Annotated in this window: 24 protein-coding genes; 12 read left to right on the forward strand and 12 right to left on the reverse strand. The window is 67.0% G+C overall.

Annotated elements, in window-relative coordinates; genetic code table 11:
• Positions 1–33: 33 nt before the first annotated feature.
• Genes M3149_RS14510 through fliF form a run of 6 tightly spaced genes read right to left on the reverse strand, consistent with a single transcriptional unit; the run spans position 34 to position 6,714 of the window.
• Positions 34–1,329 (reverse strand): flagellar hook-length control protein FliK, encoded by a 1,296-nt coding sequence (locus M3149_RS14510; RefSeq protein WP_251710260.1) that lies wholly within the window; start codon positions 1,327–1,329, stop codon positions 34–36.
• Entirely contained in the window at positions 1,329–1,802 is a 474-nt protein-coding gene (gene fliJ, locus M3149_RS14515; protein WP_251710261.1) for a flagellar export protein FliJ, read from the reverse strand. The genes M3149_RS14510 and fliJ overlap by 1 nt, the downstream gene beginning before the upstream one ends.
• Entirely contained in the window at positions 1,799–3,241 is a 1,443-nt protein-coding gene (gene fliI / locus M3149_RS14520) for a flagellar protein export ATPase FliI (RefSeq protein ID WP_251710328.1), read from the reverse strand. Before fliI ends, fliJ begins: the two co-directional genes overlap by 4 nt.
• A gap of 58 nt (positions 3,242–3,299) precedes the next feature.
• Complete coding sequence (locus M3149_RS14525) at positions 3,300–4,004, reverse strand: FliH/SctL family protein (RefSeq protein WP_251710262.1); 705 nt, start codon at positions 4,002–4,004, stop codon at positions 3,300–3,302.
• 7 nt (positions 4,005–4,011) lie between these two features.
• Positions 4,012–5,010, reverse strand: coding sequence for a flagellar motor switch protein FliG (fliG, locus tag M3149_RS14530; protein WP_251710263.1), 999 nt, complete (start codon positions 5,008–5,010; stop codon positions 4,012–4,014).
• Positions 5,011–5,031: 21 nt separating this feature from the next.
• A complete protein-coding gene (gene fliF / locus M3149_RS14535) occupies positions 5,032–6,714 on the reverse strand; it encodes a flagellar basal-body MS-ring/collar protein FliF (protein WP_251710264.1) in 1,683 nt (560 codons plus the stop codon).
• A 199-nt stretch (positions 6,715–6,913) separates the two neighbouring features.
• On the opposite strand from fliF, the gene fliE reads away from it, so the two are divergent.
• Positions 6,914–7,234 (forward strand): flagellar hook-basal body complex protein FliE, encoded by a 321-nt coding sequence (fliE, locus tag M3149_RS14540; protein WP_251710265.1) that lies wholly within the window; start codon positions 6,914–6,916, stop codon positions 7,232–7,234.
• Between the two features lie 114 nt (positions 7,235–7,348).
• On the opposite strand, the gene M3149_RS14545 is transcribed toward fliE, so the two are convergent.
• The 3 genes from M3149_RS14545 to M3149_RS14555 all read right to left on the reverse strand — a co-directional run bounded on the left by M3149_RS14545 (position 7,349) and on the right by M3149_RS14555 (position 9,414).
• On the reverse strand, positions 7,349–7,651 hold the full coding sequence (locus M3149_RS14545; protein ID WP_251710266.1) for a flagellar protein FliT: 303 nt from the start codon (positions 7,649–7,651) through the stop codon (positions 7,349–7,351).
• 2 nt (positions 7,652–7,653) lie between these two features.
• Entirely contained in the window at positions 7,654–8,061 is a 408-nt protein-coding gene (fliS, locus tag M3149_RS14550) for a flagellar export chaperone FliS (protein ID WP_251710267.1), read from the reverse strand.
• A 204-nt stretch (positions 8,062–8,265) separates the two neighbouring features.
• Positions 8,266–9,414: a flagellin gene (locus M3149_RS14555; RefSeq protein ID WP_251710268.1), complete on the reverse strand. Its 1,149-nt coding sequence runs from the start codon at positions 9,412–9,414 to the stop codon at positions 8,266–8,268.
• On the opposite strand from M3149_RS14555, the gene M3149_RS14560 reads away from it, so the two are divergent.
• A complete protein-coding gene (locus M3149_RS14560) occupies positions 9,398–9,544 on the forward strand; it encodes a hypothetical protein (RefSeq protein ID WP_251710269.1) in 147 nt (48 codons plus the stop codon). The genes M3149_RS14555 and M3149_RS14560 overlap by 17 nt on opposite strands.
• Before the next feature lie 138 nt (positions 9,545–9,682).
• Here the strand turns inward: M3149_RS14560 and M3149_RS14565 are convergent, their stop codons facing one another.
• From M3149_RS14565 to M3149_RS14575, 3 genes are all read right to left on the reverse strand, one after another.
• Positions 9,683–10,864 carry a flagellin gene (locus M3149_RS14565; protein ID WP_251710270.1) on the reverse strand — a complete coding sequence of 394 codons (1,182 nt, stop codon included), beginning with the start codon at positions 10,862–10,864 and terminating at the stop codon, positions 9,683–9,685.
• A gap of 183 nt (positions 10,865–11,047) precedes the next feature.
• Positions 11,048–12,460: a flagellar filament capping protein FliD gene (fliD, locus tag M3149_RS14570; RefSeq protein ID WP_251710271.1), complete on the reverse strand. Its 1,413-nt coding sequence runs from the start codon at positions 12,458–12,460 to the stop codon at positions 11,048–11,050.
• A gap of 26 nt (positions 12,461–12,486) precedes the next feature.
• Positions 12,487–13,650: a flagellin gene (locus tag M3149_RS14575; protein ID WP_251710272.1), complete on the reverse strand. Its 1,164-nt coding sequence runs from the start codon at positions 13,648–13,650 to the stop codon at positions 12,487–12,489.
• A 454-nt stretch (positions 13,651–14,104) separates the two neighbouring features.
• On the opposite strand from M3149_RS14575, the gene flhD reads away from it, so the two are divergent.
• The 10 genes from flhD (at position 14,105) to M3149_RS14625 (ending at position 24,022) form a co-directional block, all read left to right on the forward strand.
• The gene (gene flhD / locus M3149_RS14580; protein ID WP_251710273.1) at positions 14,105–14,446 is read left to right on the forward strand and encodes a flagellar transcriptional regulator FlhD; all 342 of its coding nucleotides are present in this window, start codon (positions 14,105–14,107) and stop codon (positions 14,444–14,446) included.
• A gap of 26 nt (positions 14,447–14,472) precedes the next feature.
• Positions 14,473–15,012 carry a flagellar transcriptional regulator FlhC gene (gene flhC, locus M3149_RS14585; protein ID WP_251710274.1) on the forward strand — a complete coding sequence of 180 codons (540 nt, stop codon included), beginning with the start codon at positions 14,473–14,475 and terminating at the stop codon, positions 15,010–15,012.
• A 153-nt stretch (positions 15,013–15,165) separates the two neighbouring features.
• Positions 15,166–16,029, forward strand: coding sequence for a flagellar motor stator protein MotA (gene motA, locus M3149_RS14590; protein WP_251710275.1), 864 nt, complete (start codon positions 15,166–15,168; stop codon positions 16,027–16,029).
• 17 nt (positions 16,030–16,046) lie between these two features.
• Complete coding sequence (gene motB / locus M3149_RS14595) at positions 16,047–17,075, forward strand: flagellar motor protein MotB (protein ID WP_251710276.1); 1,029 nt, start codon at positions 16,047–16,049, stop codon at positions 17,073–17,075.
• A 42-nt stretch (positions 17,076–17,117) separates the two neighbouring features.
• A complete protein-coding gene (gene cheY / locus M3149_RS14600) occupies positions 17,118–17,504 on the forward strand; it encodes a chemotaxis response regulator CheY (RefSeq protein WP_251710277.1) in 387 nt (128 codons plus the stop codon).
• A 16-nt stretch (positions 17,505–17,520) separates the two neighbouring features.
• Positions 17,521–18,135 (forward strand): protein phosphatase CheZ, encoded by a 615-nt coding sequence (locus tag M3149_RS14605; RefSeq protein ID WP_251710278.1) that lies wholly within the window; start codon positions 17,521–17,523, stop codon positions 18,133–18,135.
• 416 nt (positions 18,136–18,551) lie between these two features.
• A complete protein-coding gene (locus M3149_RS14610) occupies positions 18,552–19,709 on the forward strand; it encodes an EscU/YscU/HrcU family type III secretion system export apparatus switch protein (protein ID WP_251710279.1) in 1,158 nt (385 codons plus the stop codon).
• Positions 19,706–21,781, forward strand: coding sequence for a flagellar biosynthesis protein FlhA (gene flhA, locus M3149_RS14615; RefSeq protein ID WP_251710280.1), 2,076 nt, complete (start codon positions 19,706–19,708; stop codon positions 21,779–21,781). The genes M3149_RS14610 and flhA overlap by 4 nt, the downstream gene beginning before the upstream one ends.
• Before the next feature lie 32 nt (positions 21,782–21,813).
• Entirely contained in the window at positions 21,814–23,274 is a 1,461-nt protein-coding gene (gene flhF / locus M3149_RS14620; protein WP_251710281.1) for a flagellar biosynthesis protein FlhF, read from the forward strand.
• Positions 23,267–24,022: a hypothetical protein gene (locus tag M3149_RS14625; protein WP_251710282.1), complete on the forward strand. Its 756-nt coding sequence runs from the start codon at positions 23,267–23,269 to the stop codon at positions 24,020–24,022. The genes flhF and M3149_RS14625 overlap by 8 nt, the downstream gene beginning before the upstream one ends.
• Position 24,023: the final 1 nt, after the last annotated feature.

Genomic DNA, 24,023 nt, shown 5'->3' on the forward strand with positions numbered 1-24,023 from the left:
CCGCGCTCGCGCCCGCCGTCGGGCGCCCGCGGCTCAGATGAACAGGTCGAGTCCGCCCGCGCGTTCGGCCGCGCGTGCCTGCTGGGGCGCTGCCGTCTCGGCGCCGCTCTCGCCGCCCGTGCGGGCTTGCGCCAGCGTGGGCGTGTGGCCCTCGCGCTGGCGTTCCTGTTGTTGAGCGCCCACCGACACGTTGCCCAGCTGCAGGCCCCCTTGCTGCAGGCGCTCGCCCAGGGCGGCCTGGGCTTGCTCGCGCAGGGCGTCGCGGGTGGCACTGTCGTCGGTGCGGATGTCGAGTTGCACCTCGTCGCCGCGCAGGGCAAGCTGGATGTCGATGGCGCGTGCGGCGTCTTCGCCCACGCGCAGGCTGGCGTGGCGCAGGCCGTGGGTGCCGCCCCAGTGCTGCACGTCCACCGCCTCGGCGTCGCTGGCGTGGGCGTTCTGTGTGTCGTCTCCCTGGCCGTTGCCGTCGGGTGCGGTGCCGGCGCTGTCGCTGCCCTCGCCGCTGCCGCCCTGGCCGCTGTTCATGTCGGCCTGCGCTGCAGAGCCGCTGGCCGCGGGGCCTGCAGCCGGGGCGGCGCCGCCGATGGCGGTGCGTTCGCCGGTGTTGGCGGGGGCCACGTCGTCTGCCCATGCGCCGGCCGTCATCAGGCCGGTCGCAGGGGCCGTGGCCTGTGCCGCACCTGGCGCGGTCTGTGCGGCCGCGGGGAAGCGCGGGTCCAGGTTGACGGTGCTGCGCAGGCCCCAGGCCGGCGCGTGGGTGGGGCTCTCGGGGGCGGCGCGGCTCCAGCGGGTGGCGGGCGCGTCACCGCCGCTGCCGGCGGGTGCGGTCTGTGCGGCGCGCGAGGCCATGACCTGCCAGCTCGGGCCGCTGGGGCGTGTCGACGTGGCCGGGGTGGCGGCGGTGGCCGCGGCGGTGTCAGTGGCCTGAACGGCCGGTTCATCGGCACGGGCCGATGGCTCGCGCAAGGCATCTGCCGCTGCGCGGTCAGGCGTGGTGTTGGTTGCCCGGCTGCCGCGGGCACTGTCGCCGCCGGCCTGCGCTGCGTGGGCCTGTTCCAGCGGACCCTGGGGTTGCCAGAACATCAGGCCGGCGAGCGGGTTGTCCTTGTCGTCGGCGTCCTGCGCGGTGCCTTGCGCCGCAGTGTCGGTGGCGGCCAGCGGGTCACTGGCGTCGGCCGGCGTCGCATCGGCGGCCAGGGCCAGCAGCGTGGCGAACAAATCGGCGGGCGCCTGCGTGCGCTGGCCTTGCAGGTGCGCGGGGCGCGCGCCGGCGGCGTGGGCTTGCGGTCCGTGGGCGGGGGTGGGGGAGGCAGGGGTGGCGGTGCTCATCAGGACATCGGCTGGAAGTTGCTGTCGTTCTCGAGGCGGCGGCGGTGGATGTTCTGCGCCATCTCGTCGGTGTGCTTCTGCTCGCGGCGCTGCAACGTCTGCTGCCAGGCCTCGATCTGGCGCGCGGCGTACTTGCGCAGGCTGGCCAGGTCGCGCTCGGCTTCCTGCATCGCGGCGGTGGCGCGTTGCACGCGCTGCGCGCGGTCGGCCAGCACGTCTTGCTGGAAGGCCATGGCGTTGTCCAGCTTGGCCATGAACTGGCGGTGGTGCATGAGCAGCGTCACGTCCACACCCGCGGCGCCGCGCTCGGCCCAGCGTCGGTTGGCCTCATCGGCATAGGTCACGAGTTGGTCCATCTGCTCCTGAGCCTGGCGCTGCTCGGTCTGCAGCCGCGCGCACTCCGCCAGCGCCTCGTCACGGCGGCGCTCGGCGATCTCGATCACGGGTTCGAGGTTCTGCGCAGGACGCGTCATCCGTTATGGCCTTCGTAGGGGTTGTGCTGGGGACGTGCACCTCGCGCGCCTGAGCCCGGTGTGGGAGCCGCCTTGTCCTCCTGCAGCGCGGCCTTGAGCTGGCGCAGGCTGTCGCTCATGGGGGCGGCCTCGCGCATGTCCTGCATCAGGAAGCGCTGCAGGCCGGGGTAGAGGACGATGGCGCGGTCGGTCTCGGGGTCGCTGCCGGCCACGTAGGCGCCCAGCTGGATCAGGTCGCGGCTCTTCTGGTAGCGCGAGTAGTTCGCGCGGAACTTGCGCGCCAGTTCGAGGTGCGTGGGCCCGGCCACGTTGTGCATCACGCGCGAAGCCGATGCCTCCACGTCGATGGCGGGGTAGTGGCCCGATTCGGCCAGCGCGCGCGAGAGCACGATGTGGCCGTCGAGGATGGCGCGCGCCGCGTCGGCGATCGGGTCCTGCTGGTCGTCGCCCTCGCTGAGCACGGTGTAGAAGGCGGTGATGGAGCCCACGCCGTTCAAGCCGTTGCCGCTGCGCTCCACCAACTGGGGCAGCTTGGCAAAGCACGACGGCGGGTAGCCCTTGGTGGCCGGCGGCTCGCCGATGGCCAGTGCGATCTCGCGCTGCGCCATCGCATAGCGCGTGAGCGAGTCCATCAACAGCAGCACGTGCAGGCCCTGGTCGCGGAAGTGTTCGGCAATGGCGGTGGCGTAGCTCGCACCCTGCATGCGCACCAGCGGCGGTGCGTCGGCCGGTGCGGCCACCACCACGCTGCGGCGGCGGCCTTCGGGGCCCAGAATGTCCTCGATGAATTCCTTCACCTCGCGGCCGCGCTCGCCGATCAGGCCGACCACGATCACGTCGGCCTTGGTGTAGCGGGCCATCATGCCCAGCAGAACGCTCTTGCCCACGCCGGAGCCGGCGAACAGGCCCAGGCGCTGGCCGCGGCCCACGGTGAGCATGGCGTTGATGGCGCGCACGCCGGTGTCCAGCGGTTCGCGCACCGGGTCGCGGTCCATCGCGTTGAGGGGTGCGCGTTCCAGCGGCGCCACGCTCACGTCGCGCAGCGGGCCCTGGTGGTCCAGCGGCTGACCGTGCGAATCGACCACCCGGCCCAGCAAGCCATGCCCCATGGGCAGGCTGAGCGTGCTGCGGTCGTTGGGCGAGGGCGGCGGGTTGTCCTGACCCAGCCGGGGCACGCTGCGGTAGGGCGGCAGCGGCGTCACGCTCGCGCCACTGGCCAGGCCGTGCACGTCGCCCGCGGGCATCAGGAACGCACGGTCTTTCGAGAAGCCCACCACCTCGGCCAGCACGGGTTGCTTCTGGCCGTTGTCGATGAGGCACTGCGATCCGACCGGCACGCGCAGGCCCACGGCTTCGAGCACGAGGCCGGCGAGCCGGGTGAGCGTGCCGCGCGTCTCCAGTGTCGTGGGGGCGCGGGCGCTGGCGCGCAGGTCCTCCATGAAGTGGCCCCAGCGGCTCGGCGTGTCGTCGAAGGTGCTGTCGGTCATCTTGTGCGGTTCAGACGTCCGCGTCCGCGGGGTTCCAGGGTTCGCTCAGGCCGAGGTTGCCGATCGCGCGCAGCCAGCGCTTCTCGATCGTGGCGTCCACCGAGTTGGTGCGCGACTCGACCACGCAACCGCCGGGGGTGATGTTCGGATCGGCCACGAAATCGGGTGCAGGGTCGCCCAGCGTTTCCAGCAGCGCGCCTTTCATGAGGGCGAGGTCGGCCGGGTGCATGCGAACCGTGGCAGGCAGGTTGTCGTCGATGAGCTGCGCCATCGCCTCGCTCACCACGCCCTGCAATTGCACCGGGTGCTGCACCAGTTCCTGGCGGATCACCTGGCGCGCCAGGTCGCAGGCAAGCTCGAGGATGTGGCGCGAGATGTCGTGCTCGTTGTGCTTGAGGTGCTCGCGCGTGTTGCGCAGCAGTTGCGCCATGCGCACGGCGGTCTCTTCGGCGGTGCGGCGCATGGTGGCTTCCATCGCGTCGCGCACCGATTGCGCGCCGGCGTCGTGGCCGTGCTGGAAACCCTCGGCATAGGCCTGCTCGCGCGCCTCGGCCAGCCGCGCTTCGGGTGCTGCCGCGTCTGCACCGGGTTCCGTTGCCAGCACGGGGCGCTGGTCGCTGCCGTCCACGGCAGCGAACTGCCAGGCCGCCACGCCGTCGATTTCCTCGCGCGGGATGAAGCGCGAGTAGGGGTCGCTCTTGGGTCGTTGGCTCATGGCGTGATCACACAAAGGCTTCGTCTTCGCCGCCGCCGCCGATCATGATCTGACCTTCGTCGGAGAGGCGGCGCACCACCTTGAGGATGTCTTTCTGCTGCGCTTCCACCTCGGACAGGCGGATCGGGCCGCGCGCGTCGAGGTCCTCGCGCAGCGCCTCGGCCGCGCGGGTGGACATGTTGTTGAACACCAGTTCGCGCAATTCGTTGCTGGCACCCTTGAGCGCGATGACGAGCTGGTCGGTGGCGACTTCCTTGAGCACGAGCTGGATCGCCCGGCCTTCGAGCTTGAGCAGGTCCTCGAAGATGAACATCTTGTCCATGATCTTCTGGGCCAGGTCGGCGTCGTGGTCGCGGATGGCCTCGATCACCGAGCTCTCGATCTGGGTGCCCATCATGTTGATGATCTCGGCCGCCGTCTTCACGCCGCCCATCGAGGCCTTGCGGATCTTGTCGCCGCCAGCCAGCACCTTGTAGAGCACCTCGTTGAGGTCCTTCAGCGCGGTCGGCTGGATGCCTTCGAGCGTGGCGATGCGCAGCATCACCTCGTTGCGCGGACGCTCGGTGAAGTTCTTCAGCACCGCGGCCGTCTGCTCGGCCTCCAGGTGCACCAGGATGGCGGCCACGATCTGTGGGTGTTCGTTGCGCAGCAGTTCGGCGATCGACAGCGGGTCCATCCACTTCAGGCTCTCGATGCCCGAGACGTCACCGCCTTGCAGGATGCGGTCGATCAGCAGCGCGGCCTTGTCGTCGCCAAGCGCGCGCTTGAGCACGCTGCGCACGTAGTTGTCGGTGTCGGAGACCAGCAGGCTCTGCGACGAGGCCGTGTTGGTGAAACGCTGGATCACCTGGTCCACCCGCTCGTGCGAGACGGCGCGCGTACGCGCGATGGTCTCGCCGAGCTTTTGCACCTCTTTCGGGCTGAGGTGCTTGAACACCTCGGCCGCTTCTTCCTCGCCGATCGACATGAGGAAGATCGCGGCGTCCTGCAGTCCCTGGTCGTCCATGGTCGTGCTTCCTTCGTTCGGTCAGGCCGCGGCTTCGCCGTTGACCCAGCCCTTGACGATGTTGGCCACCGCTGCGGGGTTCTCCAAGGCGAGGCGCTTGGCATCCGTCATGCGCCGGCGCTCGGGCGTGTCTTCGTCGGGTGCCGTGGGTTGCGGCAGGCCGGGGCGCTCGGGCGCTTCGTTCAGGATGGCGTTGAGCGGCGTCACCTCGCGCGGCCCGGGCGGGGCTTTCATCAGGCGCAGCGCCGGGCGCACCAGGCCCAGGAACACGATGAGCGCGAGCAGCACCATGCCGGCCGGGAAGGCCATGCTGCGCGCCAGCTCCAGCGTGTCGGCCTGCTGCCAGAACGGCAGTGGCTCGGCCTCGGGCAGCTTCACGTCGTTGAAGGGGGCGTTCACCAGGTTCACCGAATCGCCGCGGGTCTGGTTGAAACCGATGGTCTCGCGCACCAGCGCCGTCATCTGCTCCAGCTGCTGCGGCGGAATGGGGTTGCTCACCGGCTTGCCGTTGCGATCGAGCGTGGTCTTGTGGTTCACCACCACGGCCGCGCTCAGGCGCTTGACGGTGCCGGTCGCCTCGCGCACCACGCGCACGGTCTTGTCGACCTCGTAGTTCACCACCGACTCGCGACGGCTCGAGGTGGTCTTGTCGCCCGTGCCCTGGCCGTTGACGCCCACCGGCGCGGCCGGGCCATTGATGGGCGCGCTGCCCTGCGCCGGCGGCTGGTTGCTCACCGCACCCGGCACGCCCGCGGGCTGTGCGGCGCTGCCATTGCTGTCCTCGATGAGCTGCTGGCTGCGCACCGCGCTGGGTTCACCACCCTGGTTGGGGCGGTGCTGCTCCGAGGTCATCTCGGCTTCGGAGAAATCGATGTCGGCGCTGACCTGGGCCTTCACGTTGCCCGCGCCCACCAGCGGTTCGAGCATGTCCAGGATGCGGCGCGTGTAGGTCTGCTCGAGCTGCTGAACGTACTGCAGCTTCTGCACGTCGGCGCCCTGCTTGCCGGCGCCGTCGGGCGGGTTGGAGAGCAGGTTGCCCTGGTCGTCCACCACGCTCACGGCCTTGGGGTTCATCTCCGGCACGCTGCTGGCCACCAGATGCACGATGCCGGCCACCTGGGCGCGGTCGAGCGTGCGGCCGGGAAACAGCGTGAGCAGCACCGAGGCGCTGGGTTTCTGCTGTTCGCGAAAGAAGCCGTTCTGATTGGGCAGCGCCAGGTGCACGCGCGCGGCCTGCACGGAACCGAGCGACTGGATCGAACGCGTGAGCTCACCTTCGAGGCCGCGCTGGAACGTCAGGCGTTCCTGAAACTGCGTCATGCCGAAGCGGTTGCTCTCCATGAGCTCGAAGCCGGTGACCGTGCCCTTGGGCAGGCCTTGGGACGCCAGGCGCAGGCGGGTGTCGTGCACCTTGTCGGCTGGCACCATGATGGCGCCACCGCCCTCGGCGTGCTTGTAGGGCACGTTCATCTGCGAGAGCTGCGCCACGATGGCGCCGCCGTCCTTGTCGCCCAGGTTGGCGTAGAGCACGCGCCAGTCGGGCTGGCGGCCCATGAAGAAGAAGGCCAGCGCCACGCCCAGCAGGGCCAGCACGCCGATGCCCAGCTTCGTCTTCTGCGCGGGGCTCATGCGGGCGAAGCCATCGGCCAGCTCGTTGGGGCGCGCGGGCTGGACATCGAGTTCGGCAACGGCGGTGGTGCTCATGGGCGGGTGGGCTCGTCGTGTGTCGTCAGAGGGCGCTAAGGGTGAGAACGGTGCAGATGGCCCCCGAATGCGAACGAGTATCCCGGCGCCCCCGACGCGCAGTCCCGCAAAAAGGCGCGCTTATGCGCCTTTATTTCCCGCCCGGCTTGCCGAGGGGGTGCCTAGGATCGGGGCCTGTCATGAGATGAAGGAGTCCCCCATGGACATGCGCCTGACCCCCTTGAGCAGCCAGGGCCTGGCCGGCACCGGCGCCTTGAAGCGTCCCGCCGCCGGCACCGCCGCGGCCGGTGGCACCGGTGCGGCCTTCGCCGACAACCTCAAGGCCGCGCTGGGCAAGGTGAGCGACGCCCAGAACCAGGCCAGCAAGCTGCAGACCCAGGTGCAGCTCGGCAACCCCAATGTCAGCCTGGAAGAAACCATGATCGCCATGCAGAAAGCGCAGATCGGTTTCCAGAGCGCGCTGCACGTGCGCAACCGCATGGTGCAGGCCTATTCGGACATCATGAACATGTCGGTCTGAGCGCGTGGCCGCAGCGGCGGCTGCGGTTTCGATGCATGTGCGTTGATCGCTGAACCATCAACAAGAAAGGCCCCGCGGGGCCTTTCTTGTTGCTTCGTGCTGCCGGAGAAGGTCTCAGTGCGTCGGCGCCGGGCTCGGCCGGTCGAGGATCTGGGCCAGGTCGCTCAGCCAGGGCTCGGCCAGGCAACGGATCTCGGCATCGGTGCGCAGGATGCGCTGCATGATCTGCGCCTTTTCCTTGCGTTCCTCGGGGGCCAGATCGGCGTCGCGCGACTTGAAGCGCAGCTGCGCGATCAGCACCGCGCAGGCACCCTCCAGGCGCACCACCTGGTCCCAGTCCTCGGCCTGCGCCGCAGCCAGCATCTGCTCGCTGGTGCGCTCGATGGCCTTGTAGTAGTCGATGAGCTGGTGCTGCATGCTCAGGCTCCCTGCAGAGCTTGCGAGCGGATGTCCTGCCAGGCCTGCGCCACCGGCTCGATCAGGCCCACCACCTCGGCCAGCGCGGCGCCGTCGTTGCGCAGGTTGGCTTCGGTCAGGCGGCGCACGCTGTAGGCGTACAGGGCGCCCAGGTTCTGGGTCATCTCGCCGCCGGCGGGGTCGAGGCCGGCCTTGAGGCCTTCTTCGATGATGCGCACGGCCTTGCCGATCTGTGTGCCCTTGATCGCCAGTTCGCCGCGCTCCATGGCGCCACGCGCGACGGCCAGCGCCTGGAGCAGGCCGTCAAACAACATGCCCACCAAGAGGTGTGAGTCGGCGGCCTGGACGCCGGTTTCCACGGCGACGCGCTTGTAGACGGATGCAGAACGGGTGTTGACGGAGGTGAACATGGCGGGTGTTCCTTGCTGGCTATGCACGATGTATCGGCTACGCGGCGGCGGACTGTAGGCATCCGAAAAGCGATCAGAGGTGGGATTCACAGCTGATTCGCGTGATCGGAGGAGCGGCCGTTGCACGCATCAAAACAAAACGGCGGTGGCCCTGGAGCCACCGCCGCTTGGATCGTGGAACTGCCCCGGGTGGAGCCGTCTTTCTCAGCGCAGGAGCGACAGCACGTTCTGGCCGTTCTGGTTGGCCTGCGCCACCATGGCGGTGCCTGCCTGCTGAAGGATCTGCGAGCGCGAGAGGTTGGAGGTTTCTTTCGCGAAGTCGGCATCCACGATGCGACCGCGGGCGGCGGAGAGGTTCTCGCCGGTGATGTTGATGTTGGCCACGGCGTTCTCGAAGCGGCTTTGCAGGGCACCGAGGTCGGCGCGCGAGCTGTTGATCGCGTCGATGGCTTTGTCGATGACCTTCAAGGCCTTTTGTGCATCCCCGAATGAGTTGATGTTGATGTCGTCGAGCTGACTGGTAGCGGCGGCACCCACTGCGACGGTACCCGTGGCAGCGGCCGTGAAGTTGCCGAAATCAGCCACGGCGATTGCACCTTCCGAGAACGCCTCGAACCCGGTTGCCACGCCGCTGGCGTTGACCACAGCGCGGGCGAAGATGCCGGTCTCCGACGACTTGGCATTGATGGCATCTACCACTTGGAAGGTGCGCTCGCTGGCGCTGGCGGCGGCCGCGATCGGCCCGAGGGCCACACCCTTGACGTTCAGTGCGCCTGCCGCGATGGCACCGTTGGCCCCGGCGGTCGTTGTGATCGTTCCGACGCTGGTGATCAGCGACGCATTGCCCAGCGTGTCGGTCTTGGCCGAAACGATGGAATCGATGGCGATGCCTTCGCCGGCGTTGGCGCCCACCTGGAAGGTGGCATTGGCAAACGTGCCGTCCAGCAGCTTGGTGCCGTTGAAGCTGGTGGTTTTGGCCACGCGGTTGATTTCGGCGCTGAGCTGCGTCACCTCGGCTTGAAGAGCCTTGCGGTCATCGGCGTTGTTGGAGGCGTTGGCCGACTGCACGGCCAGCTCGCGCATGCGCTGCAGCATGTCGCCCACCTTGCCCAGTGCGCCTTCGGCGGTCTGGGCCAGCGAGATGCCGTCGTTGGCGTTGCGGGCGGCGACGTTCAAGCCGCGCACCTGGCTGTTCATGCGCTCGGAGATAGCCAGGCCGGCGGCATCGTCTTTGGCGGAGTTCACACGCAGGCCCGAAGACAGGCGCTGCATGGAGGTGGCCAGGGAGTTGGCCGAGCCGCTCAGGTTGCGCTGGGCGGTCATCGACATGACATTGGTGTTGATGGTGGTCATCGCTGTTTCCTTTGAAGGGTTGAACCGTCTGAACGATCCGGCGCGTGTCCATGTCGAAGGCCGTGTGCCGGGCACGAACCTCACTGAAGATTCGTTGTTGTCTGTTTCGACTGTCTCGGCGATTTCTTGAGGGTCAAGCCAAGCTGTTCGGGTGCTTTGTCAAAGCGAAACAGCACCGGAATCACCCGTCAATTCCCAAAACAAAACGGCGATGACCCTTGAGGCCATCGCCGTTCGTTCTGCGGTCGTTGGCCGCGGGGCCGATCGGTCAGCGCAGCAGCGACAGGACGTTCTGCGTCGCCTGGTTGGCTTGAGCGACCATGGCGGTGCCGGCCTGCTGCAGGATCTGCGCGCGCGAGAGGCTGGACGTTTCCTTCGCGAAGTCGGCATCCACGATACGACCGCGGGCGGCGGAGAGGTTCTCGCCGGTGATGTTGATGTTGGACACCGCGTTCTCGAAACGGCTCTGCAGGGCGCCGAGGTCGGCGCGTGAGCTGTTGATGGCGTCGATGGACTTGTCAATCACCTTCAGGGCGATCTGGGCGTCGCCGAAACTGTTGATGTTGATCGTGCTCAGGGCTTCGAGGGTGGCGCCAGCGGGCGGAACAGTGTCGGCCATCGCACCGGTCGTGGTGGCGCCGAATCCGGAGAATCCGGTTGCGGCCGTCAAGTCGCGGTCGGAGAAAATCTGAAAGTTGCCGCCGGTCGTTTCGCGTGCAAATACGCCAGTCTCGGACGCCTTGGCGTTGATTGCATTGACAACCTGCGTTGTCCGCTGAGCGGTGGTGGTGGCTGCAGCAATTGCGCCCAGTGCGACGGCATTTCCATTGGCATCGTCGATCGTCAGGGCGCCAGCTGCAATCGCTGCGCCATCGGCAGGCATCGTCGCAAGTGTGGCGCCGGTGATGGTGGCGACGTAGAGCTCACTGTTCAGATCGGAACCCAGTGTGGTGGATCTGGCCGAGACGATGGAATCGATCGAGATGCCCTCGCCAGCGTTGGCACCGACCTGGAAGGTGGCGTTGGCGAAGGTGCCATCCAGCAGTTTGGTGCCGTTGAAGCTGGTGGTCTTTGCCACGCGATCGATCTCGTCACGCAGTTGGGTCACCTCGGCTTGCAATGCGGCGCGGTCGCTGCTGTTGTTGGAGGCGTTGGCCGACTGAACGGCGAGCTCTCGCATGCGCTGCAGCATGTCGCCGACTTTGCCCAGCGCGCCTTCGGCGGTCTGGGCCAGGGAGATGCCGTCGTTCGCGTTGCGCGCCGCAACGTTCAAGCCGCGCACCTGGCTGTTCATGCGCTCGGAGATGGCCAGGCCGGCGGCATCGTCTTTGGCGGAGTTCACACGCAGGCCCGAGGACAGGCGCTGCATGGACGTGGCGAGGGCGTTGGCCGAGCCGCTCAGGTTGCGCTGGGCGGTCATCGACATCACGTTGGTGTTGATGGTGGTCATGTCGGACTCCTGTGAGTGGACTGTTGAGGACAACCGGCGCTGTTGCCGGATCACGAACCGCGATCCGTGGCCCGTTGCTGGGTGTTTCGGCGACGCTGCCGATTACTTGAGCCGTTCGATGCTCGAAATGAAAGCGGGCGATGGATGTCCATCGCCCGCGCTGTAATCGGCAGAAGGCTTGCGTCAGCCTTTGCTGCGGTTCCACATGGTGACTTGCTGCGAGATGTAGGCGTTGAGCGAGTTCAGGCGCGCCACGTTGGCGTCCATCGCGTTGTAGTAAGCCAGGTAGCGCGTTTCGGCACGTGCAGCGCGATCCACCACCTTGTCCATTTCCGCGTTGGTGCGTTTGATGCTGGCTTGCAGCGAATCGGTCCGGTTGCTTAGGGTCCCGCCGGCCTCGACGAGTCCGTCGGCAAAAGCGTCCAGCTTGAGGCCGAAGCCCTGTAGCGTGGGATCGACGTTGGAGGCCCCGAACAACTTGCCCAACTCGGCCGGTTTGTCCAGTGCGGTGTCCAGCTTGGTACTGTTGATGCTCATTTTGCCGTCGGACTTGATCTCGATGCCGACGTCAACCAACTGTGTGAACTCGCCCCCCGGCGTGCTCGACCGCATCATCCCCCGAATGGCGTTACGCAGCCCGACTGCCGTGCTGTCGCCTTGCAGCGAGCCTGCGACCTTCGTCTCCGGGTCGTATTTGGTTGAGGTGGCCAGCATGTCCATGACAGCGTTGTACGCATCGACGAAGCCCTGCACCGCCTTCTTCATGGCGTCCTTGTCGTTGCTCACGCTGACTTCCACGGGGCCTGTGGTCACCTTCTTGAGCTCGAAGGTCAGGCCGTCGACGCTGTCCTTGACGGTGTTGGCGGCTGACTCGATGGCTACCCCATTGATGGTGAACTGGGCATTCAAGCCGGCCTGCGTGAGCGTGCTGGGCGATCCCGCCCCGGTGTATGCGAGGCGCCCGAGGTCTTTGCCATCGCCGGCGTTGGTGTCGGTGGCCTCGACCCGAAAACCCATCTCAGCGCCGGTGGCCTTGGAACGCAGCAGCAGACGCTCGCCGTTGGCATCCTTCAGCACGGTGGCGGTGACGCCTGCATCCGAGCCATTGATCTGCCCGGCGATGTCGATCAAGGTGTCCTTGCCTTCCTCGACGGTGATCTGCACTGGCGTCTGACTGCCCGCCACGAAGCTGCCGCTGCCCCAGTTGCCCAGGGTGATGGTCAGCGTGCCTGCGCCCATGCCGCTGCCGGTGGGCACGGCAGCGCTCGACGTGTTCTGTGCCTGCGCCAGGCGCTGCACCTCCAGCGAAAAGCCCGTGGGCGGGGTGCCTGCAGCGACCGTCACGCCCACCACATCGGGAACGGACGACGTCGCCTTGACCGCTTTGAACGTGTTCGCCTCCGACAGCCGCGCACCCGCGTCCCCGAGCGAGGTGACGAGTGACTTGATGGTGCCGTAGAGGGACAGTTTGCTCTGTGCCTTGTTGACCTGCGTCTGCAGGCCCGTGAGCGGCGCCCGCTCAAGAGCCACGAGCTGCGCGACCATGTCCTTGATGGGTAGGCCACTGGCCATGCCTGGGGAAGTGATGGTCGCCATTCGTGTCCTTCGTGGTCAGAGGTTTTTTAGCGATTCAGCAACGACAGTACGTTCTGCGGAATCTGGTTGGCCTGCGCGACCATGGCGGTGCCAGCCTGCTGCAGGATCTGGGCGCGCGAGAGATTGGAGGTCTCTTTGGCGAAGTCGGCATCGATGATGCGGCCCCGTGCGGCGGAGAGGTTCTCGCCCGTGATGTTGATGTTGGCCACCGCGTTCTCGAAGCGGCTCTGGAGAGCACCAAGATCGGCGCGCGAACTGTTGATGGCATCAATCGCCTTGTCTATGACGCGCAATGCCAGTTGAGCGTCGCCGAAGCTGTTGATGTTGATCGAGCTCAGTTTTTCAACGTCGGTGCCAGTCGGCGCAGCAAGAGCGCCTGGTGCGCCGGTGGTGGGGGCTGTAAAGGCAGCACCGAACGTGGCGGTAGCGGAGCTCGAAAATACCTCGTAACCCCCGGCGGCCACGCGCGCGAAGACCCCGGTTTCGCTCGACTTTGCATTGATCGCATCGACGACCTGCCGTGATCGCTCGGCCGGGTCGGTGGTGGCTGCGATACCGCCCAGAGGCACGCCGTTGACGGTCCAGCCGGCGGTACCCGCAGGAATGGCGGCGCCGGTGGTTGCGTCAAGAGTGGCAGGCTGGGTGACCGCTGCCTCGTAATGTTCGGTGCTGCTGAGGGTGCCCAGCGTGTCTGTTTTGGCGCTGACGATCGACTCGATCGAGATGCCTTCCCCCGCATTGGCGCCGACCTGGAACGTGACGTTCGCAAACGTGCCGTCGAGCAATTTGGTGCCGTTGAAGGCGGTGGTCTTTGCCACGCGCTCGATTTCCTGGCGCAGCTGCGTGACCTCGGCCTGCAGGGCCTTGCGGTCATCTGCGTTGTTGGAGGCGTTGGCCGACTGAACAGCCAGTTCACGCATGCGCTGCAGCATGTCGCCCACCTTGCCCAGTGCGCCTTCGGCCACTTGCGCGAGCGAGATGCCGTCGTTGGCGTTGCGGGCGGCGACGTTCAAGCCGCGCACCTGCGTGTTCATGCGCTCGGAAATGGCCAAGCCGGCGGCGTCGTCCTTGGCGGAGTTGACGCGCAGGCCCGAAGAAAGCCGTTGCATGGAGGTCGCGAGCGACCCCGCCGACGTCGCCAGGTTGCGCTGGGCGGTCATCGACATCATGTTGGTGTTGATGGTGGTCATAACTCACTCCTGTGATGGACTGTGAAAGGTGGTCCGGAAGATTCCGGGTCTCACCGTCACTGATCGCTGGCCGTTACGCCGGGCGTCGAACGCCATCAAGGGCTCGCTTCGTCAATTTCGGTGATGTCCTGGGATTCTTGAGATTTGTCTGACGTGGAGCGGTCGGATAAGCGCCACCGAACGTCGGCATTTCTTGGCTTTGTCCCGGTTGCGCAAGAAATCCATGCCTGCTGATCAGGAACACCGGCGAGTGAATCTCACGCCGGATGTCGGGAAAACGAGAACCTAGGTTGTAGGCATTGCACTGACACCGCCACACCCGTTCTCCCGACACGTTGCACAGCGCTTTACCGATTCAAGTTTCTTCACCGATCGACACAATTCCTCACATCGGGTCCAGCAATGCCAGCCGGCAGCGAAACCCCCCACCCACGAGGACGTGAAGGAGCACATGATGGACAGCGAACAACTTCTGGCCGAGATCCGCGAAGCCAACCTCACCTACCTGATGCTGGCGCAGAACCTGATCCGCAAGGACCGCGCCGAAGCCCTGTTCCGCCTGGGCCTGACGGAAGAAGCCGCCGACCTGCTTGGCATGCTCTCCACCGCGCAGTTGCTCAAGATCGCTTCCAGCAACATGCTGCTGTGCCGCTTCCGTGTGGACGACGACCTGGTGTGGAACCTGCTGACCAGCCACAACGTGAAGAAGGTCGAGAACAGCACCACGACCCAGTTGCACGCCAGCATCCTGATGGCCGGCAAGTACGCCGAGTCGGTTGCCGCCACAGCCCACTGATCCCACCCCTGCACCGGAGCACGCACATGGCCGCTGGCAAAAGCATCCTCAACGAGTCGCGCGACATCGAACGCGCGGTGGCCCTGATCCAGCTCGGCGCGCGCCTGCAGGTGCTCGAGTACGAAACCAGCCTCTCCTACGAGCGCCTGTTGCGCCTGTACAAGGAAGTCGCGGGCAAGAGCCCCTCCAAGGGCCAGCTGCCGTTCTCCACCGACTGGTTCCTGACCTGGCAGCCGAACATCCACGCCTCGCTGTTCCTCAACATCCACGAGTACCTCTCCAAGTCCAGCGCGCTGGAGGAGATCGATGCCGTCATCAAGGCCTTTCGCCTCTACAGCGAGCAGATGAGCGCCAGCGCCATCGAGCCGCTGCTGTCCGTCACCCGCGCGTGGCGGCTGGTGAAGTTCGTCGACAACGGCATGCTCACGCTGACCAAGTGCTCCTGCTGCGGTGGCCAGTTCGTCACCGAGCCTTACGAGAACGCCCGCCACTACGTCTGCGGGCTGTGCCAGCCCCCGGCGCGCGCCGGCAAGGGCGCCAGCGCCAACAGCCTGCGTCTGCACTGATCGACGCACGCCGTCAAAGCTTGAAAAGGGCCCGCTCAAGGGCCCTTTTTCCGTTTCTGGCTGCCTTCATCCCCCCCTAGAGTCGACCGATAAGTTCTGCAAACCCCCGCGCGGTATGTCCCGCCCGGGCAACCCCATCCTGCGGCCCAGCACATGTTCGTCATCATCGGCTTCGTGGTCTCGATGCTCTGCATCTTCGGGGTGTTCATCCTCCACGGCGGCAACATCGGTGTGGTGCTCAAGGCACTGCCGTTCGAGATGACCACCATCCTCGGTGCGGCGCTCGGCGCCTTCCTGATCAACAACCAGATGAAGGTGGTCAAGGCCGCCTTCAAAGGCATCGCGGGCTGCTTCAAGGGCAGCCGTTTCACCAAAGAGCGCTACATGCAGCTCATGGCGCTGCTGTACGACCTGCTGCAAAAGGCCCGCAAGGAAGGCCTCATGGCCATCGAGCAGGACGTGGAGAACCCCGAGCAGTCGGCGGTGTTCAAGAAGTACCCCACGATCTCCGCCGACCACCACGTGGTCGAGTTCATCACCGACTACCTGCGCATGATGGTCTCTGGCAACCTCAACGCGCACGAGATCGAGACGCTGATGGACAGCGAGATCGAGACCCACCACCAGGAGGCGCATGCCCCGGTGGCCGCCATTGCGCGCCTGGCCGGCGGCCTGCCGGCCTTCGGCATCGTGGCTGCGGTGCTGGGCGTGGTGAACACCATGGGCTCGGTGGGCCAGCCGCCTGCGGTGCTCGGCGCCATGATCGGCTCGGCCCTGGTGGGCACCTTCCTGGGCATCCTGCTGGCCTATGGCGTGTTCGAACCGCTGGGTGGCCTCATGGACCAGAAGGTGGAAGAGAGCAGCAAGGAATTCCAGTGCATAAAGACCACGCTGCTGGCCAGCATGCAGGGCTACGCACCGGCCACCGCGGTCGAGTTCGGCCGAAAGGTGCTGTTCAGCGACGTGCGTCCGACGTTCTCCGAGCTGGAGAACCACGTCAAAGGCAAGAAGGCTTGAGGGCCTGAGGTATCGCGATGGCCGGCGACGGAAAAAAGCTTCAACCCATCATCGTCAAGCGGATCAAGAAGGCCGGCCACGCGGCGCATGGTGGCGCGTGGAAGATCGCCTACGCCGATTTCGTGACGGCCATGATGGCCTTCTTCCTGCTGATGTGGTTGCTGGGTTCCACCGCCAAGGGCGAGCTCGAAGGCATTGCCAGCTACTTCCAGAACCCGGTCAAGGTGTCGCTCCTGGGTGGGGATGGCACCGGCAACAGCAACAGCATCATCACCGGCGGCGGACGCGATCTATCTGCCGCGTTCGGCCAGCGTGACTCGGGTGATACCGAGCGCACCACCAAGGAACTCGGCGCCCAGATGGCGCGCGCCGAAGCAGCCCGCAAGGACCAGGAGCGCATCGACGCGCTGGAGCGCAAGATCACCGAGGTGATTGACACGAACCCGAAGCTGGGCGAATACCGATCGCAGATTCGCATGGTCAAGACGCCCGACGGGCTGCACATCCTGATCGTGGACGATCAGAACCGGCCGATGTTCGACACCGGCAGCGCACTGGTGAAGCCCTACATGCAGGAGATACTGCGCACGCTGGGCCAGGCGCTGGGCGACGTGGAGAACCGCATCGCGCTGGCTGGCCACACCGACGCCACACCCTACGGCAGTGGCGAGCGTGGCTACAGCAACTGGGAACTCTCGGCCGACCGCGCCAACGCTTCGCGCCGCGAACTTGTGGCCGGTGGCCTGCCCGACGACAAGCTGCGCCGCGTGGAGGGCCTGGCCGCCAGCGTGCCGCTGTTGCCCGAGAAGCCGCAAGACCCGTCTAACCGGCGCATCAGCATCGTGATCATGACGCGCGAGTACGAGGACCGCATGTTCCCGCCCGCGCTGCCGGCCGCGCCGGTGCCCGGCCTGGCCGACACCCCCGCCGCCGCGAACCCGCCACCGGCCGAGGCAGTGCCTGCGCAAGTGCCGCCGCCTGCGCGGGTGCCCGCCCTACAGATTTCCGCCAATCTGACGAAACCTACCGAAGAGGCCTCGCGCTGACCCGGCGCGTTGGTCCATCGCCACCCCTCCGTGGAGCCCGCCATGTCCACCCCGATGAAATTCCTGATCGTTGACGACTTCTCCACCATGCGCCGTATCGTGCGCAACCTGCTCAAGGAGATCGGTCATGCCGACGCCGATGAGGCCGAGGACGGCGCGATCGCGTTGGGCAAGCTCAAGGCCGGCGCCTTCAACTTTGTCGTCACCGACATCAACATGCCGAACATGAACGGCTTCGAGCTGCTCTCGGCGATCAAGGCCGACGAGAAGCTCAAGCACTTGCCGGTGCTGATGGTCACGGCCGAGGCCCGCAAGGAAGACATCGTGCTGGCGGCGCAGAACGGTGCCGCAGGCTACATCGTCAAGCCCTTCACCAAGGCCACGCTGGAAGACAAGCTCGCCAACATCTTCAAGAAGCTCGGCCTCTGAGCCGCAGGGGCCTGCCATGACCGACAAGAACGACACGCAGGGCGCGGGCAACCCGGACATGTTCCGCAAGCTGGGTGGCATCACGCGCCAGCTGCACGACGCGCTCAAGGAACTCGGCTACGCCGACAAGCTGCAGGGCACGGTGGAGCAGTTGCCCGATGCGCAAAGCCGACTGTCCTACATCGCGCGCCTCACCGGCGAGGCGGCCGAGAAGGTGCTGAGCCAGGTGGAAGAGGGCAAGCGCGATCAGGAGCAGATCACGCAGCGCGGCCGCGATCTGGCCGACACCATCAAGCGGGTGCCGGCACTGGCCAAGGCCATGCCGGAATTGATGGAGTGGTCGAACGACGTGGTGCGCCTGTCGGAGCAGGCCGACGCCCGCCTGACCGAAATCATGATGGCGCAGGATTTCCACGATCTCACCGGCCAGGTGATCAAGCGGGTGGTGGATCTGGCGGGCACGATAGAAGAACAATTGCTCGCGCTGCTCCTCGAATCCGCGCCCTCGGGCCAACCGGGGCAGGACAAGGCTTTCGAGCTCGCGGGTCCGGTGGTCAGTGCCGAAGGCCGTACCGACGTGGTGACGGACCAGAAGCAGGTGGACGACCTGCTGGCTTCTCTCGGGTTCTGACGGCGGTTTTCTCCGGACACGCCGTGACTCGGCGACCGGGGTATCCGATTCCGCTCATGTCCCCCGGATCGGGCTTGCAGCCCGATCCTCCTCCTTTACTTCGCTACATCGGACACCCCGATCACCGAGTCACTCGTGGCGTACGGTGCAGGCGCGCTCCAACGTTACTTCAGCTCGCGAGTGTGAGGTGCTTCCCGTAGCGGCATAAAGGAGGAGGGCCGGCGCAGCCGGCCCGGGGGACAGCCGCGGAGGGGAGTACCTCACACTCGCGAGCGTGCGAGGTCGTTGCGTGAAAAGGGACGAAACGCACGAACCGCCCGTCCCCAAGGGAATAAGCGACCTTTCCCCCCGCCTTATCGCCCTTTAGTTTTCCGACCCGCTTTCCACAATCAGGCTCACTCCTCAGAGCCTGATGCATGGAATCGTCCAGCCAAGACAAGAACCTCCCAGCCACGCCACAGCGCCTCAAGAAGGCGCGTGACGATGGCCAGGTCGCGCGTTCCAAGGACCTCACCCACCTGGCGGTGCTGGGCGGTGGCCTGGCGCTGCTCGCCATGCTCGCTCCCCTGGGCTTTTCGCGTCTGCGCGATGCCATGGCTTCGCAGCTGCGTTTCGATAACGCTGGTGTGCGCACCCCAGAGTTGATGCTGCAGCGCCTCACCAACGGCGCCGGCCAGGGCCTGCTGCTGGTATTGCCGCTGGGGCTGGCCGTGCTGGTGCTCGTGGTGGTCGCCATCGTGGCGTCGGGCGGCTACGCCTTCAGCACCAAGCCCATCGAACCCAAGCTCTCCAGCCTGAGCCCGCTGGCGGGCCTCAAGCGCCTGTTCTCACGCCAGCAACTGGTCGAGACGGCCAAGCTGCTGGCCATCACTGCCGTGCTGCTGCTGGTGGCGGCGCAGTTCGTGGCCAGCCATGCCCATCCGTTTGCCACCTTGCTCATGCGCCCGCTGGAAGCCGGCATCGGCCAGCTCGGGCAGTGGCTCATGCTCGGCGTGGGCCTGTTGTTGTTGGTGGTGGCCTCGGTGGCGGCCATCGACGTGCCGGTGCAGCGCGCCTTGCACAAGCACAAGCTGCGCATGTCGCATGACGAGGTCAAGCGCGAGCACAAGGAAGCCGAGGGCGATCCGCACGTGAAGGGCAAGCGCCGCCAGCGCCAGCGTGAACTTGCGCAGAGAAACAGCATCCTGGCCGTGCCCAAGGCCGATCTGGTGGTGATGAACCCGACGCACTATGCCGTCGCACTGCGCTACGACGAAGCGACCATGGCCGCGCCGCGCGTGATCGCCAAGGGCAGCGACCTCATCGCACTGAAGATCCGAGATGTTGCGAAGGCCAATGCCGTGCCCGTGCTGCAGTCGCCCATGCTGGCACGTGCGCTCTACGCCAACGCCGAAATCGACCAGGAGATCCCGGGCGCGCTCTACACCGCGGTGGCCCAGGTGCTGGCCTGGGTGTACCAGCTCAAGGCCGCGCTGCGCGGCGAGGGCGTGATGCCAGCCGACCCGCAGCCGCAGGTGCCGCCCGAACTCGACCCCCACTTCAAGAAGAAGACCGATCAGGAGTCTGACGAATGAACGCCTTGCAGCAATGGTTCAAGCGCAACGGTGCCGTCGCCGGCGCCCTGGCCGCGCCCATGCTCGTGATGACGGTGCTGGCCATGATGGTGTTGCCGCTGCCGCCTTGGCTGCTGGACACCTTCTTCACGCTCAACATCGCGCTCGCCCTGGTGGTGATGATGGTGGCCGCGCACATGAAGCGCCCGCTGGACTTCTCGGTCTTTCCCACGGTGCTGCTGCTCACCACGCTGCTGCGCCTGTCGCTCAACGTGGCTTCAACGCGTGTGGTGCTGCTCGAAGGCCACACCGGCCCGGGTGCGGCCGGCGAGGTGATCGAGGCATTCGGCCACTTCCTCATCGGCGGCAACTTCGCGGTCGGCCTGATCGTGTTCGTGATCCTGGTGGTGATCAACTTCGTCGTGATCACCAAGGGCGCCGAGCGCATTGCCGAGGTGTCGGCGCGCTTCACGCTGGACGCCATGCCCGGCAAGCAGATGGCGATCGACGCCGACCTGGGTGCTGGCCTGATCGATGAGAAGGAGGCCAAGCGCCGCCGCGCCGAGGTGGGCGAGGAGGCCGAGTTCTTCGGCTCCATGGACGGCGCCTCCAAGTTCGTGCGCGGCGACGCGGTGGCTGGCATCCTGATCCTGATCATCAACATCATCGGCGGCTTTGCCATCGGCATGCTGCAGCACGGCTTGTCGGCTGGCGCCGCGGCGGACAACTACATCCTGCTCGCGGTGGGCGACGCGCTGGTGGCGCAGATCCCCGGCCTGCTGATCTCGGTGGCCGCGGCCATGGTGGTCTCGCGCGTGGGCAAGGACGAAGAGGTTGGCACTCTGGTGGCGCGCCAGATGTTCGTTTCCTGGCGCGTGCTGGGCGTGGCGGCCTCGGTGCTGTTCCTGCTGGGTGTGATCCCCGGCATGCCGCACCTGTTCTTCCTGGCGTTCGCCGCCATGCTGGGTGGCCTCGCCTGGTGGCGCCGCCAGCAGGAGCTCGCCCCCAAGGCTATCGCCAGCGATGCGCCCGCCGGGCCCGCCAACGACGGCGAAGCCACCTGGGACGACCTGCAGCCGGTGGATCTGCTGGGTCTGGAGCTGGGCTACCGCCTGATCGCGCTGGTGGACAAGAACCGCCAGGGCGATCTGCTCACGCGCATCAAGGGCGTGCGCAAGAAGTTCGCGCAGGACGTGGGCTTCCTGCCGCCGCCGGTGCACGTGCGCGACAACCTGGAGCTGCGCCCCAGCGCCTACCGCATCACGCTGCGCGGCGTGGTGGTGGGCGAGGGCGAGGTGTTCCCCGGCATGTGGCTGGCGATCGACCCCGGCGGCACCGGCGTTCCCCTCATCGGCACGCCCACCACCGACCCCGCTTTCGGCCTGCCCGCGCACTGGATCGACGAGCGCCAGAAAGAAACGGCGCAAATGGGCGGTTTCACCGTGGTTGATTCCGAGACTGTGCTCGCGACCCATCTTTCACACTTGATGCAAGTCCAGGCGGCCAAGTTGCTGAGCCGGACGGAGACCCAGGAACTGGTCGAACACGTGACCCGCCTGGCCCCCAAGTTGATCGAGGAAGTCGTGCCCAAGATGGTTTCTGTCGCCACCTTCCAGAAGGTGCTCCAGTTGCTGCTCGAAGAGGGCGTGCACGTGCGCGACATCCGCACCATCATCGAATCGATCGCCGAACACGCCACGCAGGTCACCGAGCCCCACGAGCTGGCGCGCCGCGTGCGCACCGCGCTGGCGCCGGCCATCGTGCAGCAGATCTACGGCCCGGTGAAGGAACTCGAAGTCATCGCCATCGAGCCCGGCCTGGAGCGTCTGCTGATGCAGGCACTGACCGGCCAGAACGCCGGCGCGCTGGACCCCGGTGTGGCGGAGATGCTGAGCAAATCGGCCACCGACATTGCCAACCAGCAGGAAGAGAAGGGCGTGCCCGCCTGCCTGCTGGTGCCCGACGCCATCCGCAGCGCCATGGCGCGCCTGCTGCGCCGCACCGCGCCGCGCCTGCAGGTGCTCGCGCACAGCGAGATCCCCGAGACCCACCTCATCCGCATCGGCCCGATCCTTGGGCAACTTGCGGCCTGACCTTTTGAATGCTTTCACCTGGGACTGAGCACATGAACATCCAACGCTTCATCGCCCCCACTTCGCGCGAGGCCATGGCCAAGGCGCGCCGCCAGTTCGGCGACAGCGCCGTGATCCTCTCGACGCGCCAGACGCCCGAGGGCTTCGAGGTGATGGCCGCGGCCGAAGAGAGCCTGGCCAGCATCGCCCAGGCGGCGCCCGCCGCCGCTGCGCCGGCGGCCCCGGCCGCGCGCAAGGAAGCGTTCGCCAACACCCAGAGCTCGGTCGCCAACGACACCGAAGCCATGGCGATGAGCACCCTGTCGTTCCAGGACTACGTGCGCGAGCGCATGCTGCGCAAGCGCCGCGAATCGCTGGGTGGCGCCGAGGCGGAAACGGCCGCCGCAGCGCCCGTGCGCGACGAACCCATCATGGTGCCGGTGCAGCGCATGAACGACCCGCGCCCGGCCACCATCCCCACGCCGCGCCCGCAGACCATCCGCACGCGGGAGAACGCCTTCCAGGATTCCGAGCCGCCTGTGCGTTTTGCCAAGCAGGACGACCAGCGCATGGCGGTTGAACTGGGCGCGCTCAAGGACATGATCGAAGAGCGCTTCAACACCCTGGCCTGGCTGGGCTCGAGCAAGGGCAATCCGATCCAGTCGAGCCTGATGCACAAACTCATCCGCGCGGGCTACTCGCCGGCCATGGCACGTGCCCTGCTGGAGCGCCTGCCGGCCGAGGCCGGCGCGGGCGATTCGCTGCGTTGGCTGATGGACGCAATCCAGCGCAACCTGCGCGTGGCCCAGCCCGGCGCCGGTCTGGCCGACGAGGGCGGCGTGGTCGCGCTCGTGGGCGCCACCGGTGTCGGCAAAACCACCACCGCCGCCAAGCTCGCGGCGCAGTGCGTCAAGCAGTACGGCGCCGGCAGCGTGGGCCTGGTCACGCTCGACAGCTACCGCGTCTCGGGCTACGAACAACTGCGCGCCTTCGGCCGCATGCTCGGCGTGGTGGCGCATCTGGCGCACGACCGCGCCGCGCTCAAGGACATGCTCGGCCTGCTGGCCGGCAAGCGACTGGTCATCATCGACACCGCCGGCCTGGGCCAGCGCGACCAACGCGTGCAGGACATGCTCGACGTGCTCGAGCTGCCCACGCTCAAGAAGGTACTGGTGCTCAACGCCGGCTCGCAAGGCGACACCATCGACGAGACGTTGGCCGCCTTCAAGGCCGACAAGCTGCACGGCGTGGTGCTCTCCAAGGTGGATGAGGCCGTCAAGCTTGGCCCAGCCATCGACGCGCTGGTGCGCCACCACGTGCCGCTGCGCGGTGTGGCCAATGGCCAGCGCGTGCCCGAAGACTGGCACCACCCCGACGCTGCCTCGCTGGTCAAGCTCAGCATGGGCTCCAGCGGCAAGTCCGCCTTCGACCCGGCCAGCGCCGACATGGGCTTTTACTTCGCCCAGTCCGGCGGCCGCGGCATGAACCTCGGCGCGGGTGGCCTGCATGTTTGAGTTCGGCTTTGACCAGGCCGCCGGCCTGCGCCTGGAACTGCAGGCGCGCGACGGCAGCCCGGCCCTCATGCCGCTGGCCAGCCCGGCCCAGCCCTCGCAGGGCTTCGAATGGCTGTGCCGCCTGGCCATGTCGCTGGCCGACGCCGGCCAGCGTGTCGTCGTCATCGATGCCTGCGCGACCGAGCGTGGCGCCAGCGGCGGTCTGCTGCACGCGCTCACCGACGGCAGCGTGGCCAACCTCGGGGCGGGGCACGACAACGCGGGCGATTGGCTCGTGATGCCTGGCGCGCAGGGGCTGCGCTCGCTGGTGGACACCGCCGCCGCCGGTGGCGCCGACACCGCGCTCTCGCGCCTGTTCGCGCCGTTCGCGGCCGGCGCGCTGATCCTTCTGTATGCGCCTGCACAGGCGCTGGCCGGCTTGCTGGCCGGTGTGAGTGCGCGCGTGCTGGTGCCGGTGTTGCAGCAGGCCCAGGCCAGCATCGACGCCTACGGTTCGCTCAAGTGGCTGCACGCCGCTGGCCTGTGCCCGGTGCTCGCGCCCATGGAAGTTGGCGCCCAGGTGCTGGCCAACGTGGTTGATACCGCACAGCGCCACCTGGGCCTGCGCGCCCCCGTGTGGGCGCAGGCCGACTGGGCCCGCCGTGTGCCCGACGGCGCATTGGTGCGCACCGACACGCCGCCTTTCGCCCCCACCCGATCACCCGCCCGTGGCCACGTGGCCGGGGCCGCTTCCCCCCTCTGGAGCTGAC

Origin of the sequence: Hydrogenophaga intermedia, from assembly GCF_023715105.1 — a bacterium.
GTDB classification, from domain to species: domain Bacteria; phylum Pseudomonadota; class Gammaproteobacteria; order Burkholderiales; family Burkholderiaceae_C; genus Hydrogenophaga; species Hydrogenophaga intermedia_A.